The sequence below is a fragment of the Pelagicoccus sp. SDUM812005 genome (genome assembly GCF_031127875.1).
In the GTDB taxonomy this organism is placed as follows: domain Bacteria; phylum Verrucomicrobiota; class Verrucomicrobiia; order Opitutales; family Opitutaceae; genus Pelagicoccus.
This window is the reverse complement of record NZ_JARXIA010000001.1, coordinates 517,388-534,251: the sequence shown is the minus strand read 5'-3', so window position 1 is coordinate 534,251 and position 16,864 is coordinate 517,388. Positions and strand designations below refer to the sequence as shown.

Below are 16,864 nucleotides of genomic sequence, written 5' to 3'. Positions count from 1 at the left end.
AATTCTTAAACGCTTACTGGTCGCTCCACCGAAAGATTCCAAGTAGCGAAAAGTCCCTTTAGCTCTTCGCTCGAACGTTGCATCTCTTCCCTAAACGCTGCCGAGACATTGGTGCGCGAACTCCCTGGATCGAAGCCACGAGCCAACATCCCCATGCCAACATTTACCGGAAAACTCAGACGATCAATAATCGTACCCACTTCCTTCATACGAGAAGCGAATAAATCGACATCGCATTCCTTGCCTTTCCGGCAATGCTCGAAAATCGCGAGCATGTATTCAGGCACGAAATTGACCAATCCGCCGATAGCCGCTTTCACACCAAGCCCAAAGGCTTCAGGCAAGCGCGTATCCGCGCCGGTGTATACAGAGAAGCCCTTGGCATCGCCAATCGCTACCAGCTCCTTGTGGTAAGCAAATTCGCCACCGCTTTGCTTGATGCCAAACATGTGAGCCGTATCAGCAAAGGCTGCGACTGTTTCCGGAGCGATACGATTCCCGGTGAGTTCCGGAAAATTATAAAGCATGACCGGCAAATCTACGGCTGCTGCGATACGTTGGAAAAAGCTCAGCTGCTCCTGCCCGTTCACCGGATAGAAGCTCGGCGGCATCACCGCCACTCCCGGTAGTCCTATCGATTTTGCATGCCGCCCCAAGGCCTCCACATTTCTGGGATTAATGTCGCTGATGTTCGCGATAACAGGCAGATCGCCCGCTAGATTCAAAACCGTATCCAATGCGCACTTACGCTCGTCGATCGACATGAGGGGAAACTCCCCCGTACTGCCAAGGGCCAAAACGCCATGAATACCCTTCGACCGCAGCCAAGAAAGGTGCACCTCCAATGCGGATTCGAGCAATTGTCCATCGCTTCCTACTGGCAAGCAGAGCGCCGCCAGCACTCCTTCCGTTGGTAAATTCGTATTCATTTTTCTATAGATCCAAAAGGTTCATTCGGCTCCGATAACCCGCCCATCGGGTACGTCGGGACCAACCATGATCGGCGCTCGAGCTTGCGAAAGCTCGTTGCCGCTCATCACGATCCCAGAGCTCTGGGATCCCAAAACTTGCAAAAAGGTCTTCGTTCCGCTCTCTGCTTGGCAGTTGCTCAGCCGTAAACCTATCACATCATGGGCCGAAACGATGGGCTCGCTGGAACGCTCGCTGCTTCCAATGGCATCGAGAACCACAGAGCGGGATTCCATGAACAAAAACTGAGGGCCCGCTTTCGAGTCGATGCGAACGTCTACTAACTCGACATCCATTGCTAAACGACAGCTCAGGCCCGTTTCGCTCGTCGCACGTAACTGTGAAACGCGAATGCCAGAGGTATCACCGATTTCCAAGGCAGCAACAGCTCCCTCAATCGAGACGCCACTGAGTCCAACGTTCCGAGATCCTCCGATCCAGATCGCCTTCTTTCCGCCTTTTACAAGGCAGTTTTCAATCCGCACCTCACGAGAATCCTTTAGCGAAATCCCGTCACCTTGAGTTCCTCCCGTTTCAAAGCTCAGACCGCGGATCGCCACCCTCTCGCTGTCAACCACCCGCAACAAGCCGCTCCTCGCACTTCCCTTGAGCACTCCCTCTCCTTCTAGCAGTACGTCCTTTTTGCCTGAAATCGAAACCACGGACTCGCGCCCAGCTCCCCCCGAACCATCCATCAATCGAAGCGTCGCCCCTTTTTCGAAACGCAGCGTGAGCTTGTCCTCCAGCTGAATCGATCCCGTCAAGTACTCGCCTTTAGGAAAAACGACCGTGGCTCCACCCAGCTTCGCTGCAGCTGCAATCGCCTTCGCGACGGCAGCCGTGTCCTCGCTCACGCCATCGCCCAGCGCCCCGAAGTCGCGCACGCTCAGCCGATCGTCCTGCCCCCAGCTTAGGCCGGAAAGAAAAGCGATCACAAATGCGGCAATCAAATATCGTGGAGCAATGGTCATGGACAGTTTTGTATTCGCAAAACGATTACTGTGATCAAAGAGCTAAAAGCGGTTCTAGGATGGAGCGGTCCACCTCGATGAAGCAGCCGTGTCGCACGTCTTTGGGAAAGCTCAGAGTATCGCTCACGTCTTCCCAGTTCACCAGGTCCAGCGAACGGACCGCGCCATAGGCATTGAACATGTGCTTGTCGAAATAGACGTACCAATAGTCGCCGATCTTGAACGGCGACGGCCCCTCCGCCCAATAGTCCCCAGAGATCGGAGTCGAGGGAGCGGAAAACGGTCCGTGCGAAGTCTTGCCCCGAATTAACCGAATGTTCTTCTGCGTCGTCGGACTGAGTTGCTCGTGCTTCACGAACATCAACCAATCCGCTCCGTCCTTAGCCAGAATCGCATCGATTACGTTGAAACCTCCGTCGTAGTACAAGCGGGTGGGCGTAAACGTTTCGAAGTCCTCCGTAGTCGTACAGTAGATACGGTGGTTCCGGGTCGGTCTGCGATTCGTAAGAGCCGTCTCCGGAAACTCCCCCGCCAGAGTAGTCGACCAAAGAATGAGAAAATTCTCCTCGTCCGGATCCCAAATAACCTCCGGCGCCCAGGAATTCTGAGCGCCTGCTTCGTGAACCATGACCGGGATTGTCTTTTGCTCCGACCAGTTTATAAAATCCTTGGTCGAAGCATAGCCGATAGTCTTGCTGCCCCAAGAGTCGGTCCAAACCATATGGTAAGTCCCATCTGGTCCACGAGCCACGGAGGGATCGCGTAGCAGCTTCGACTCTCCAACGACCGGCGTTATCAGGCTATCCCCGTCATTAAGAAGCTCCCAGGAAAGTCCGTCCCGGCTCCAAGCCAAGTGCATGCCGGAATCGCCATTCCAATAAAAATGGGGAAACAGGTACGCCTTCTCTGGAATCTCCTCAATGGCCCCGGCACCCGCTTGCCCGCAAAGCAAAACAAGGCCGCAAACCATAGAACGGGCGAGCGTAGTCCTCAATCCAATACGTGTAAGGTTACAAATCATCATTCCTTTCCTCTCCCTTGCATAAACCACCGATTAACGAACGCGGGTGATGCGGAGCGCCTGGTACGTCTTCCCGCTCAGCTGGACCTTGCGACCCTTCTTGTCGTAGTGGTAGTAACCGTCCTTTTCGCCGATCTCGAAAATCCCCTTCACTGGCGTGATGGTCATGTTCCAAGCGTCAATAAGCTCGACCTTGAATTTCGATCCCGCTTCAAGCCCCTTATAGAGCTTAAACTCCCACTCCTTCGGCGTTTCGCGACCGAAGTATTGCAAATAATATTCGCCCGCCTCTCCCGACATTCCGGGATCCATCCAACTGTCGATCAGGTTCAGGCCGTCCTTCGGCCCGTCTTCCACGATCTCCCGCAGGAAGGCGATTCGCGGCACACTTTCGCCAAGTATCTTTCCGCCAAAAGAGGTCCAGGTATCCTCGTCCAGCGTATTGAAATAGTCGCCGTGCCCCACATAGGTGCCAGCCATCATAGCCGCCCAGAAGCGATGCATCATGCCTGGCCCGTCCAGATCCGCCCAACGAAACTTGGCATCTCCCTCGTACTTGATTTCATCGAATACCACGGGTTTGCGGAAAGCGTCGCGGTAGATCTTGGCGCTCGCAGGCGATTCGCAGGCGTGTCCATCCTGCACGCTCACGTGCGTCACCCAATCCTGACGATGGTCGAAAAGCAGATGTCCATTGTGAATCGAACGCAGGTGATTGTAAGGATCGCACGCTTGAATCAAGCGACCGATACGACCCCAATCCTCCTCTGTCTTTACCTTCAGAAAGTCGTATTCATTCGCCAAGGACCACCAGACATTCCGGTAGGCTCCAAACCGAGCGACCACATAGCGGACGAGACGTTCGTCGCCTTCCGCATCCTGAGAATTGAATCCAAACTTTCCATACGGATTAAACAGGATCAAGTCCGCCTCGATACCCAAATCCCGCAACTGTCCGATCCGCTTTTCGTAGTGACGGAAAAACTCCGGGTTGAAGCGGGTGAAATCCCAATCATGCGGGGCCGTACCTTCGTAAGGCCAAAGCGGTGGCGCGAATTCGTTGCGGTACGGGGTCGGCTGCTGCGTCAACAGCATGCGAGCCTTGTTGAAAGGTGACGCCGCAAGCGTGCGCAGCGTTTCCTCCTGCAGCGATTCTGGAGTATCGATCCAGTTGTACATCGTCGTCCCGAACTGCTTGTAAGGAGTGCCATCCGCGTAAGCGAAGTGGTACGTGTTGTAGACAACGACCGGACCATGGTTTCCCTCACTCGGTTCGCTAACCGAGAAGCTACCGCTTTTCTTGGTTAATTCCCACTCGTTGCTTTGCGTCGTGTAGCGCCACTCGCCGATCGCTTCCGGCATGAAGCGAATCCGGTAAATCCCGTCTCCGTCATAAAATCCGGTTACCGTTTTGCTCACGAAACCGTTGGTGAACGTGGCCTCCAATTCCACATCGAGAAAAGGATTCCCGTCGCTCGGTCCTTCGAGCTCTATTTCGTAGAGGCCCCATTTTTCGACCGTATCCGCCCAGAGAGTCGTAGCCGTTGCCAACAAAGCGCCCCCTAGAACGGCGACGCGAAAGAGTGATTTGATCAATTTCATTTTGAGGTATGGTAAATAAATGGGTTTGCGAAAAATCAAAGTGGGCGCAGCCAAAAGAGCTCGTGCGTAGTCGTCAGTTTCTTCAATCGCTTGTCTCCGGCTTTGTAGCGTCCACGAACGTCGATGCTGCCATCGACGGCGTTGATTAGGATAAATTCGTATTCGGAAGATGGATTCAAAGGTTGGTGATCGAAATCGACGTCCGCTTTCTTGCGCACCAGCAACGATCCCCGCTCGCTTTGCATCGCCCATTGGTGGGATTCATCGAGAAACAGAGGACGAGCCGCAGCGATTTCCTTCATCAAGGAGGCATCCGTCTCACGCGCCAATGGAGCCAACGATCCACCAGCAAAGGTATAAGACCAAGGATCCTGGATATCCTTCGTCGTAATCACCGCTTTGTCAGGAAACTTCTCCCGATACTCGCTAACCATGCGAGCCAAGGATTCGACGGAAAAGGAACCGCTGCCCCGTTTGCCCCCGCTACGACGCGGCGATAGATTTCGCCCTCCCGCGGGATCCACAATACCATCGTCCAAATACCACCAGTATTGAAAATCAATTACGTCCACGATGCCGGAGCGCTCGGGATCGGTAAGGATCGCATCTTGCACGTTCTTGGCGCAGCTGAGACCGATAAGCGGATCGTGTCCGGTCTCTTCCATCCATTCCGCAACCACATCGATCCAAAACTCCATGAAATGCAACGGACCGGAATACTCTGCCCCGATAACGTGAATGACGTTCGGACGCTCCGCCAAGTTATCCAAGCACTTGCGAATGTAGGCTCGATTCACCTCTCGCCGCACGGGATGCGTGATATCGTAGAACTCCGGAGCCATCACGATGGTATCGCCCTTGAACGGAGGCGGCTCCGTAAAGTCTGTTTCTTGGATCGTGTTCACGGGACGCCATGGGCAATCCACCCAGTGCCCGCCAGACTCCAAGATATTGTGCTGGAAGAACATCTCGTTCACCAGCACGAGTCGCTTTCGTTGAGCGAGCTCCGCAAATTCATCCAGACGTTCGAAGTACCAGGAGTTGTATTGGAAAAGGTCATACTTGCTCAGGCCGTTCCAGCTTCGCCCCTCTCCGCTCAAGTAAAAGGGTTGCTCGTAAAAAGGCGGCCAAACATCCGCCGTGCGGCGGCGCGTCATCTCGTGGTCGTCGCGACGGCGATCATACCACAAGCCATAATTGTGCCGCAGCGAAACGTCCCCTTTGGCTACCATCTCGTCGGTCATCAGGTCGAGATCATCGGTCAAGCCCGCGCCGCTGCGTCCGGGAGTGAAACGGGTGATGCTGTATCCAAAATCGCCCGCGCGAGTGGGCAGCAAGCGTCCGCGCCACCAAGTCACATTGCGATCGCGTCCCACCAGCGGCATTCCTCCCGCTTGCAGCTGTCCCGCGATCAACTCCAAGGAATCGCCGCGCTCGACCGTCTCGATGGGAAGCTCGGGAACGACCGTTTCCAGTTCAGGAATGGCCATTCGGTTCGAAATATAGATTCGCTGCTGCAAGGCTTTTTCCGCGCCTTCGCCCAAACGATCCTGAAGCTGGGCCACGTATAAACTTTTCGGATTGGCGAACTCGCTCGTCCCGATCCAAGTCCCATCCCCGCGGAACTGCCCCCAAACATTGATCGCCCAATTATTCGCCGTGGGCGGGCGACGAGTAATCATCTCCGAGGCGGAGCTATCATAGATAACGCTGTTAGCGGCAGCCCAGCCTACGCCTTGATTCCAAATTTCCCGGTTGTCCAAAGCGAGGGCACCGCCGTCCACATGCACGCTGTCGAAAAGCATGCCGGAAGCCCAGTGGCCGATAGAGCCGCTAACGCCCGAGCTCTCCTTGCTGCGGCATTCTAAAAACACGTTTGGCCCGCTCGCTAGATGGCCGACCGTAAAGTCATCGATGGAGTACTCGGAATAGCAGCGCAGAAAAAGCGTCTGTTGCCCATAGGTATTGAAACTTTGGCGACGGTATCCCGCCAATTCCGAGACCGGCTCCAGAAAGGAACAATCCTGCACCGTGACGCGGCGACAGTCCTCCCCCACTCGCACCGCGGACAAAACGAAATGCCGGGCGCTCACATCGCTCACCCAGGAGTCCACGACCCCTTCCAAGGAAACCGCTACCCAACTGTGGTTTTCGTCTTTGGAGTTCGATTCGTTGAAATCGCTCACGCAAGCGAGCCGCTCGATCCCCACCTGTGAAATAGCATCTGAAGCAACGATCTTCCGCACTTCCGACTGACCATATTTGCGCTCCAAGGCCGTGGTAATCGGAGCATCTAAGCGAAGCCTGTTACCATCGATCGCTTCGATCCTTCGATCCCATTGCAAAACCATCTTCTCACCCTTCCAATTATAGGGCAAACGCGCCGGAGCCTCGTGCATTCCTAGGTCGACCACCCAGTCCTGGCTTCCCGGCCGCACGATACGTATCGAGTCGCCCACTACCAATCCGTCGACTGCCGAAATTTCCAACTCATGGCTCCCCACCGGGACGTAATCCCCAACGACCGTCCGAGCCCTGTCCTCAAGCTTCGGATCGGCTGCCCCACCGGCCACGAGCAAATGCCGGCGGCTGTCGCCGGTCGCCCGCAGTACCGTGCGCGACGTTTCACCGCCGGAGCCACGCAAGACCACTCCGCTCGCCTCGATGCGAAGCTGACCTTCCACGAGAAACTCGCCCGGGGCCAGCAAGACCGCGCCGCGAATGCCGCGCTCGTCGAGCGGGAGCTTGGACACCCAATCGATAGCAGCCTGAATGCGACGCGTATCGTCTTCGCCCGAGGGAGAAACACGAACCTTGGCGTCTACCCGTGGCAGCATCAAACCTCCGCCGCCGTAACCAGCGCCGGAGAAGTCGGGGACCACATTGCCCCTCTCGTCTGCGTCGTAAACCAGAGTTCCGGAGGCGTCCTGGCGAAAGACAGCTTTCGACTGCTTCGCTTCGGCCAGCCCGAGGCCGCAGCAGAGGAGAAGCGAAACCGTAATGAGCTTTCGGATACCGCCCATCCTAGAACGCTCCCTCTAGCTTGCCCAAGGAATCCCTGCGAGAGACGAGCTCGCCATCCGCCCACAAGGAAAGCCCCGCGCCCTTACCGAAACGCTTGCCGGACTTGTCCCATAGCACCGTAAGCATGCGACCGCGGTACGGAACTCCATCCAAGCAAAACCAATCCCAAACGCCATTCGGCAGCAAGGGGTCGACCACCACGCGATTCGAATCCTCTGGACGGATTCCGATGAGATTCGCGATCAACAGATCCGCATAGGTGGAGTGATGGTAGAACTTGCTGCGAGGATTGTCCCCCTTCAGCCACTCGCCAGTTTGCTCGTCCTGGTACTCGCCGATATACGGGCGTCCATTCTTTCGCTGGGCCCGCGTATAGTCGAGAAAGGCATCGAAGAAATCCTGCTTTCCAATCACCTCTTGCTCGTAATCGCGAATCACGTTGCCCATCGCAACCAAAGTCTGCGAGGTCGCGTACGGCCAGATCGCTCCATCCCATTCGCAATAGCCCGTGCCGTGCGAACGAAACTCCGGGTGGCGCTGCTCCGCGGTAGTCAGCCCAAAGGGAGCCGAGAACCCTTCCGGATCCAGCACCTGCTCCCAAGCAACCTCGTACCCCTTTCCTGGCGTAGGCAGCTTGAAGTACCAAGGGATAAAGCCGATCGCTTCGCGAACCTTCGCGAATCCGCCGCTCTCCTTCACCGATTCGAAAAAGTTCAGGTCCTCGCTCCAAAGCGTATCCAAAACGCGGGCGCGCTGGGCTTCCGCTTCCTCATGGTAAACCGCTGCGGCTTCCTCCTTGCCCAGCAGCTTCGCCATGTTCGAAAGGGCCACCGCATTCCCGAACATATAGCTATTTATGGTGGGCCGAATATTCTTCTCGTGACGCCCACCGGAAATCGACTCCTCCATGGCGTCCCAAACGTCGGCCTGCCAGTAGAGTCCGCTGTCCAGCTGCTTCTCTTCCTGCCACAGGCGGTAGTCAGCCTCGAAGCGTTCGAAGCGCTGCGCGATGAAATCAAGGTCGCCGGTCACCAGGTAGCGCTGCCACATCGCATCGTGCAACCAACTGCTGTAGCGATGGAAGTGCCCCTGCGCCTTGCCGTCATTTCCCACCATCCAGTAGTCGAGATAGGAGTCGTCCTTATCCTGGTTCACCAGCCAACGCGTCTCCATAAAGTGGTGACCGAGAGCGCTCGCGATCGTTCTCTCGGGCGGGATGAACCACGCTTTGGTGTCCAACTCGATAAACTCCGTATAGGCATAGTAGTCGCCCACCTGCTTCAGATGCTTCCGCAAGGCCCACCAACGGAAGTAGTAGATCTCGCGCAAATCTTCGTCAGGACAGTCGAAGAACGGCACCTGCTCCACCATCCACTGCCAGGAAGCCGCGTTGGGGACCAAGTTCACCACCGCTTCCTCGTCCCATTCGTTGAAGCCTTCCACGATCTCCTGGTAGTCCGAAACGTCCAAAACCGCGAAACGCGACTTCGGCTCGTCGCCGCTAAAGAGCGACTGGGCAAAGAGGACCGCGCAAGCGGGCACCGCCAGCAAGGCAAGCTTCAGGCCAAAGCTGCGAGCGCGTTCTACCGATGTCTTTCGGCGTGAAAAGTCTGGGTTCTGGGCGTTTTGGGGCTCCATGGCAATCAGGGGTAAAATCGGGCGGAAAGGCGCTGCGCCCTTCTCAATAGGTTTTGATCTTCAGCGAGATATGCATTCACTTGGCAACCATTGCACGCATCTCCAACTCTGACAATCAGGCGCTCCGGCGCTTCCAAAGCCACCCTTCGAGATTCGCAGCTCGAGTCGGCTCTTTTCGCCAGCGGCTTTTCGCCCGCTTTTGCTTGATCGTTGGTTGACACGCATAGAACAGTTGCTTTTATTTCATCTTGTATTTCAAATGAAATAACCGGCAGCCAAGCGGGCCCCTGTCAATATTTTTCACTTCACGATCAACACTTCCTCACCTAAACACGTTCCCCAATCGATTCCTCCTCCCACAGCATGACCACCCGAAAGAAAAGCAGCCGCGCCACCATCGCCGACGTTGCCCGCAAAGCCGAAGTTGCCATTGGCACCGTCTCGCGCGTCTTCAACAACCATCCGGACGTCAACGAAGACATCCGCAATCGCGTCAACGACGCGGTGAACGAGCTGGGCTACGTCCGCCTCCGCAACCGCAAGCGCCCCCGCGAATCCAGCGATCGACGCGTCGGGAACATCGGCCTCGTCTTCTTCGGCATGGAGGACACCCTCGTGCAACTTCCCATCGTGAGCTCCGCCGTGCACGGCATCGAGCGCGCCCTCGCCACCCAGGGCTACAACCTCATGCTCGCCAACATCCCCAACGGCGACCGCACTCCCCACTTCATTTCGGACCAGCACATAGAGGGACTCATTCTCAAGGGCCCCAACCAAGGCATCCTCCCCTCCGAAGCCAAGCGCAGCTTGCTCAGCCGCTTCTACTCCATTCCCTACGTCTGGCTCATGGGCCGGCTGCCCAACGCCGTGGGCGACCACTGCAACTACGACACCGAGGAGGCCGGCCGCATCGTCGCCGAGCACCTCGACGAAAAGGGCCATCGCAGGACCGCCTTCCTCAACCCCAAGCCGGGCCAGATCCAATTCGAGCGCATGAAGGCTTCCTTCACTCAGCACTCCATCCGCCTCGGACACCAGACCTCCACCCTGGAAGTGGACCCGCCCACCTCCCTCGAGTGGCCCCTGCCTTCCATTACCTTGCAAAACAACGTGGACGTGCTCGTCGAGCGCTGGATGCAGCTGCCCAAGGACAAGCGCCCCACCGCCCTCTTCGTCCCCTCCGACCGTACCGCCGTGCAGGCCTACGCAGCATTCGCCCAGCGAGACCTTAAGGTCGGCGAAGACGTCAGCATCATCTCCTGCAACAACGAAAAGCCCCTGCTGGCCAACATGAACCCAGCGCTCACCACCATCGACGTGCACGCCGAAGTCATCGGGCAACGCGCCGTCGACCAGCTCATCTGGCGCATCGGAAATCCTAACCAGAAATGCCACTTCCAAAATCTGGTTGAACCCACCCTCGTCCCCGGCGACTCCGTCAAGCAACTCTAGGGCGCCTTCGCCCCGCCGAAAACCACTTTCCCACCAGAAGCGCTTCCCCTCCAGGAAGCGCTTTTTTGCGTCATAACGTCCCCTCGCACCGCCCCTCCTCCAAAGCCACGAGCCGCAGACTAAGCATGACCCGTTTTTTAAAAAATTTCCGCTGGCTTGGCCTCATTGGTGAACGATGAAACTAAACTTTCTATATCATTGTTTTTCATGAAAATAACCTTGATCTTTTCATCACTGAAAGGTTTCACATTTTCTATGAGCCATGCGAAAGCTGGCCCATGACTCCCCTAGCCCAAACCACTTTGAGTGTTCTAGACTACGCAGTTATCGGCATCTACATGCTAGCGATCGCCCTGATCGGACTAGCCGCTAGCTCGCGTCCCAAAACTGCCGCAGACTACTTCGTCGCCAACCGATCCATGCCCGCGTGGGCCGTGGCCATGACCCTAATGGCCACCATAATCGGCAGCGGCACCATCGTCGGCCTGCCGGGATCCACCTACCAGAAGGGCATGATCCTGCTGCTCGGGAACCTAACCCTGCCGCTTGTCCTCATCGTCGTCGCCAAGTTTATCGTTCCCTTCTACCGCAACGTGGTCGGCATGAGCGCCTACGAGTTCATCGGCAAGCGTTTCGGTCTGGGCGGCAAGTTCTACGCATCCTTCGGCTTCCTCGCGGATCGCACCTTCGACCTGGGCGTCACCCTCGTCACCACGGCCGTCGCGGTGCACGTCATGACCGGCTGGGACCTGTCCAACGTCATCCTAGGCATCGCCCTCTTCACCGTCGTATACACCATGGTCGGCGGCATGGAAGCCGTGGTTTGGACCAGCGTTGCCCAAGGCGCCATCTTCATCGGAGCGGCCGTGCTCATCACTTTGCGCCTCGTCTTCGCCAGCGAAGTGGGAGCCCCCGGGGCCGTGATCGGAGCCGCCTGGGAAGGCGGACGCTTCAGCCTCGGCGACTTCAGCCTCGACTGGAAGTCCCTCACCGATCCCGCAATCACCACTCAGTGGCTCTTCATCCTGGCCTACACCATCAATTGGGGCCGCCGCTACGTGGCCGATCAACACATGGTCCAGCGCTACCTGATCGCCAAGACCGACCAGGAAGCCAGCCGCGGCGCCCTCTGGAACGCCCTGCTTTGCGTTCCGGTTTGGACCGTGTTCATGTTCATCGGCGCCTGCCTTTGGGGCTACTACCAGCTCAGCGGAGAGGCGGGTCCCGCCACCGCCGACGACGTCGTGCCCCATTTCATCCTCAGCCACATGCCCGCCGGCATCGTAGGCCTGATCCTCGCCGCCATCTTGGCCGCATCCATGTCCTCCATCAGCGCCGATCTGAACAGCATCTCGACCGTCGCTACCAACGACTACCTGCTCCACTTCAAGCCCAGCCTCGGCGAAAAGGCCCGCTTGTTCAGCGGTCGCTTCTTCGTCGCCCTGGCTGGAGCCTTCGCCGCCGGAACCGCAGTGCTGCTCATTCCGGAGCAAGGCATGGCCTCCATCATGGAACGGGCCGTCACGATCGCCGCCATCCTCTCCGGCGGCACCCTCGGCTTCTTCCTCCTGGGCTTCCTGACCCGCCGAGCCACCCGCCAAGGCTGCTACATCGGAATCGCCGCCTGCCTCATCTTTACCGCATGGGGCGTGCTTACCTCCGGCGGAGACAGCCGCATCTTGGACCTCGGCTTCAACTTCTCCTGGCACCCGATCTACTTCGGCATCGGCGGCCACTTCATACTCTTCACCGTCGGATACCTCAGCAGCCTCGCTTTCGGCGGCTACCGTCCCGACGACGTCGATCAACTCACTTTCAGAAGAAAACGGATCTGTGCCTGACATCCTAGAAACGAACCGCACCCAAGGCCTCCGGCCCCTCACTCTGCTCCAACCTGCGAAAATCGCCTTTGGAGCAGGTTCCTGCCTGCAAGCGGTCGAATTCCTGGAACAACGCTCGATCCCATCCGTAGCCCTCTTCGTCTCCCGCTCCACTCGAGAGCTCAGCAAGGCCCTCGTGGATAGGCTGGAAGCGGCCCAGATCGCCGTCCACCTCTCCGAGCCGCTCCCTGCGGAACCGACCTTCGCCGACGCGGAAAACGCCCGCAAATGGCTGCGCGACACCGCCGCCCAAGCAGCCATCGGATTTGGCGGCGGCAGCGTGATCGATATCGCCAAGATCGCGGCCGCCACCCTCGACGAATCGGCAGAGATCCTTTCCTTCGTCGGCAACGGCCTGCTCCCGCCTCGCAACATCCCGCTGCTCGCCATTCCTACCACCGCCGGGGCAGGCAGCGAAGTCTCCCCCAACGCCATTTTCCTCGACCCCGAGGCCCAACTCAAAAAGGGAGTCATCAGCCCTTGGCTCGTTCCGGACGCCGCCTTCGTCGATCCCGAACTCACCTATTCCCTGCCAAGCGGCACCACCGCCAGCACCGCGCTCGACGCCCTCTCGCACTGCATCGAAGCCTACGCCAACCGCAACGCCCACCCCCTCGTCGACGTCTACGCGCTCAAGGGCATCCAACTCATCTTCGCCCAGCTGCAAAACGCCCTCGAAGACGGACGAGACACCGAAGCTCGATCTGCCTTGGCCCTCGGCAGCCTCTACGGTGGACTCTGTCTTGGTCCGGTGAATACAGCTGCGATCCACGCCTTGTCCTATCCGCTAGGGAGCGAATTCAAGGTGCCTCATGGCTTGGCGAACGCTATTCTCATGCCGCACCTGCTCCGCTTCAACGCAAGCGCCGTGCCGGAACGCTACGCGGAAATCGCCGCCCACCTCGGCCTTGCGGACACCTCCGCCACCGCCGCCGAAAACGCCGACCGCTTTATCGCCGCCCTCGAGCAGCTCTGCTCCGACTGCTCCCTACCGAGCAGCCTAGCCGCATGCGGAGTCACCGCAGGCGACATCCCGCGCATGGCCACCGCAGCCCTGGGAATCAAGCGGCTCCTCGTCAACAATTTGAGAGACCTTTCGCAATCGGACGCGGAGGGCATCTACCAAAACGCATTCTAAATGAACCAGCCAAACAAACACAGAGGCACGATCGTCCCCATGGTCACGCCGTTCACCAAAGAGCTAACTCTCGACGAGCCAGCCGCTGAACGCATGGTCGACCGACTCGCTTCCCACGGACTGGGAGCCTTCGTCATGGGAACCACCGGCGAGGCGGCATCGATCCCCTCCTCCCTGCGAAACCGCTTCGTGGAGATCGCCGTCAAAGCCGCCGCCGGTCGCGTTCCGGTGTATGCAGGAATTGGAGACAACTGCGTGCTCAACTCCATCGACGCAGCCAACGCCTACCTAACCATCGGAGTCGACGCCGTAGTCGCCCACTTGCCGAGCTACTACACCCTCACCTCCGGCGAGATGGTACAATACTTCCAGCTCCTCTCCGACCAAATAAACGGAGCGATCGTCCCCTACAACATCCCGCCCGCCACCCACATGTCCATGCCCATCGAGGTGGTGAAGACCATTTCCGACTGGGACAACGTGGTCGGCTTCAAGGATTCCGAAAACGTACCCGGTCGCCTCGAAGCCATCGCCGAACTCGGCAAGCGCGACGACTTCTCCATTTTCATGGGCGTTGCCCGCAATTCCCTCGAAGCCATGCGCCACGGATACGACGGACTGGTTCCCAGTTCCGGCAACCTCGCACCGCACCTTTGGCAAACCTTCGCCGAACTCGTGGAAGACGAAAACTGGAACGGAGCGGAAGAGATGCAAAACCTTGCCAACAATCTCGCCCAAGTCTTCCAACAAAACCGCACCCTCGGCCAATCCCTGGCAACGCTCAAGGCCTGCATGGCGGCGCTCGGGCTCTGCCAGCACTACATGCTTCCGCCCTTGCTGACACGGCCAGAATCCGAGATCGAAGAGCTAAAATCGCAGCTCGAACAATTTTCGGAGCTGCAAACCGACAGCTACAAAAAGCGAACCTAACAACCGCGCATGATCGTAGTGGCAGACGATTTCACGGGCGCTGCCGAGATCGCGGCCGCATCCTTCCATCGCGGCTTTAGCAGCGCCGTGCTTCGGGACCCTCTTCCAGAGAATTCCATCGTTCGTCATACCGTGCTGGATACAGACTCTCGATTGAGCGACCCAAGCGACGCCCAAGCCGCCATCTCCCGCGCGATCCGCTTCATCTCCAGGCAGCCTAAGCAAGGCCTTTTCAAAAAGGTCGACTCCGTATTGCGAGGAAACCTTGGGGTGGAATTCGCCACCCTCGCTACCGCCCTTCACAAGCGCCGCATCCTCCTACACCCCGCCAACCCATCAACAGGGCGCAGCATATGGGATCGGACCTACCGGATAAACGGCACCCCTATTTCGGAAACAGAATTCGCCATCGATCCCACTCATCCCGCCATGAGCGACGACCCAGTGCGACTGCTAGGCGACGTACCCGGCTTTCAAGTACACTGCTGCAAGCACCACGAACACTTGCCCGAAACGGGCCTCATTATTTGCGAGGCTTCAACTGCCGATGACGTTAAGGCCTGGAGCAAAAAGCTCCTGCCAAGCGACCTCCCAGCAGGAGGCCGGGAGTTCTACGAGTCCATCATCGAAAACGAAAGGCCCCTCCCTCAGGACCGCCGGAGTTCCCCTAGCCTCCCGCCGCAAGCGACTCTCCTGATCCACGGAACCGTCTCCCGTCAACGAGACGAATTTCATCGTTCCTTAAAGCGCCCCGCCCGAGCGCGACTGGCCCTCTCTCCCGCTGCCAATGAGGCTTCAGCGCTCGCCAAAGCCTGCGAAGCCATCATCGCCACCCTGCGCAAAACCAGCCTTGCCACTTTGGAATTCGAACGCCTGCCCACAGCGCCCGCGAACGCAGCCCAGGAAATCGAACGCGTCCTGCAGGCCTTGCTCGCCAAACTCAAAGAGCATTCCTCGCTTCTATCGAACAGGCTTCACCTCATCCTCGAAGGCGGAGCCACCGCCGCCCTCGTCATGAAGCAGCTCGGCATAAACGAACTTCAAGTTGAACGCATCTGGGCGGGCGGCGTCGTTTCCCTCGCCACCCCAAGCTACGAGGCGCTAAGCATCACCACCAAACCGGGCAGCTACCCCTGGCCCCCCGCCCTCGTCGCAAGCCTTCCGAACCAGGCCACGCAGCTACCCGCAACCACTTTATGAATACTCTCAGAAAACCAATCCTCGCCATCACCATGGGCGACGCCGCCGGCACCGGAGCGGAGATCATCACCAAAGCCTTCGTGGAAGAAAAGCTCGGCGACCGCTGCCGTCCCGTCATCGTGGGCGATCTCCAAGTCATGCAGCAAGCCCTCGGCTTCACCGGCTCGCCCCTGCAAGTTCGCGGCATTTCCTCGGTTTCCGAAGCCACCTTCGCCGATGGCGTACTCGACGTACTCGACCTCGACAACATCGACATCTCAAAGCTGCGCCTCGGCAGCGTCGATCCCATGTGCGGACAAGCCGCCTACGAATACGTCAAGAAAGCCACCGAACTCAACCTCAGCGGCGAAGTCGACGGCATCGTCACATGCGCCTTGAACAAGGAAGCGATGAACAAGGCCGGACACCACTACGACGGACACACCGGCCTGCTCGCCGAACTCTGCGATCGTCCCGGCGCCACCATGATGCTCGCCGCCGAGCACTTGAGAGTTAGCCACGTATCCACCCACGTCCCGCTCAGCGAGGCGATCAACCGCGTACGCGCGGAACGGATACTCAAAGTCATCGAACTCACCGACGAAGCCATTCGCCGCCTCGGCGTTGAGAAACCTCACATCGCAGTCGCCGGGCTCAATCCCCACGCGGGCGAAAACGGCCTCTTCGGCGACGAGGAAATCGAGCACATCAGCCCCGCTATCGAAGAAGCCAAGCGTCGCGGCTTCCAAGTCTCCGGCCCCTATCCGGGCGACACCGTTTTCTTCCGGGCCAACCAAGGAGAATTCGACGCCGCTGTTGCCATGTTCCACGATCAAGGGCACGTTGCCGCCAAGATGCTTGGAATCTGGAAAGGCGTAAACGTGACTCTCGGCTTGCCCATCATCCGAACCTCCGTCGAGCACGGGACTAACTTCGACATGGCCGGAACCGGCAAGTCAGACCCACGCAGCCTCATCGAAGCCGTCAAGCTCGCCGCCCAGCTGGGCAGCGCCCAAAGCAAACTTGCCCCGAGCTCCTAGAATCCCAAACCCACTTTCTC

Annotated in this window: 12 protein-coding genes; 6 read left to right on the top strand and 6 right to left on the bottom strand. The window is 58.2% G+C overall.

Annotation, left to right across the window (positions count from 1 at the left end):
• Window positions 1–5 precede the first annotated feature (5 nt).
• The 6 genes from QEH57_RS01995 to QEH57_RS01970 are packed head-to-tail and all read right to left on the bottom strand — an operon-like array spanning window position 6 to window position 9,225.
• Window positions 6–929: a dihydrodipicolinate synthase family protein gene (locus QEH57_RS01995; RefSeq protein ID WP_309004993.1), complete on the bottom strand. Its 924-nt coding sequence runs from the start codon at window positions 927–929 to the stop codon at window positions 6–8.
• 21 nt (window positions 930–950) lie between these two features.
• A complete protein-coding gene (locus QEH57_RS01990) occupies window positions 951–1,940 on the bottom strand; it encodes a glycosyl hydrolase family 28-related protein (protein WP_309004992.1) in 990 nt (329 codons plus the stop codon).
• Between the two features lie 34 nt (window positions 1,941–1,974).
• A complete protein-coding gene (locus QEH57_RS01985; RefSeq protein ID WP_309004991.1) occupies window positions 1,975–2,964 on the bottom strand; it encodes a glycoside hydrolase family 43 protein in 990 nt (329 codons plus the stop codon).
• Between the two features lie 30 nt (window positions 2,965–2,994).
• Window positions 2,995–4,563 (bottom strand): DUF5060 domain-containing protein, encoded by a 1,569-nt coding sequence (locus QEH57_RS01980; protein ID WP_309004990.1) that lies wholly within the window; start codon window positions 4,561–4,563, stop codon window positions 2,995–2,997.
• 35 nt (window positions 4,564–4,598) lie between these two features.
• Window positions 4,599–7,586, bottom strand: coding sequence for a DUF6298 domain-containing protein (locus tag QEH57_RS01975; protein ID WP_309004989.1), 2,988 nt, complete (start codon window positions 7,584–7,586; stop codon window positions 4,599–4,601).
• 1 nt (window position 7,587) lies between these two features.
• Entirely contained in the window at window positions 7,588–9,225 is a 1,638-nt protein-coding gene (locus QEH57_RS01970) for a glycosyl hydrolase family 65 protein (RefSeq protein WP_309004988.1), read from the bottom strand.
• Window positions 9,226–9,588: 363 nt separating this feature from the next.
• On the opposite strand from QEH57_RS01970, the gene QEH57_RS01965 reads away from it, so the two are divergent.
• The 6 genes from QEH57_RS01965 to pdxA all read left to right on the top strand — a co-directional run bounded on the left by QEH57_RS01965 (window position 9,589) and on the right by pdxA (window position 16,844).
• Entirely contained in the window at window positions 9,589–10,677 is a 1,089-nt protein-coding gene (locus QEH57_RS01965; RefSeq protein ID WP_309004987.1) for a LacI family DNA-binding transcriptional regulator, read from the top strand.
• A 278-nt stretch (window positions 10,678–10,955) separates the two neighbouring features.
• The gene (locus tag QEH57_RS01960) at window positions 10,956–12,518 is read left to right on the top strand and encodes a sodium/solute symporter (RefSeq protein WP_309004986.1); all 1,563 of its coding nucleotides are present in this window, start codon (window positions 10,956–10,958) and stop codon (window positions 12,516–12,518) included.
• Window positions 12,511–13,695 (top strand): iron-containing alcohol dehydrogenase, encoded by a 1,185-nt coding sequence (locus tag QEH57_RS01955; RefSeq protein ID WP_309004985.1) that lies wholly within the window; start codon window positions 12,511–12,513, stop codon window positions 13,693–13,695. The genes QEH57_RS01960 and QEH57_RS01955 overlap by 8 nt, the downstream gene beginning before the upstream one ends.
• Window positions 13,696–14,625 carry a dihydrodipicolinate synthase family protein gene (locus QEH57_RS01950; protein WP_309004984.1) on the top strand — a complete coding sequence of 310 codons (930 nt, stop codon included), beginning with the start codon at window positions 13,696–13,698 and terminating at the stop codon, window positions 14,623–14,625.
• Window positions 14,626–14,634: 9 nt separating this feature from the next.
• Window positions 14,635–15,825 carry a four-carbon acid sugar kinase family protein gene (locus tag QEH57_RS01945; RefSeq protein ID WP_309004983.1) on the top strand — a complete coding sequence of 397 codons (1,191 nt, stop codon included), beginning with the start codon at window positions 14,635–14,637 and terminating at the stop codon, window positions 15,823–15,825.
• Entirely contained in the window at window positions 15,822–16,844 is a 1,023-nt protein-coding gene (pdxA, locus tag QEH57_RS01940; RefSeq protein ID WP_309004982.1) for a 4-hydroxythreonine-4-phosphate dehydrogenase PdxA, read from the top strand. The genes QEH57_RS01945 and pdxA overlap by 4 nt, the downstream gene beginning before the upstream one ends.
• The last annotated feature ends 20 nt before the right edge of the window (window positions 16,845–16,864 follow it).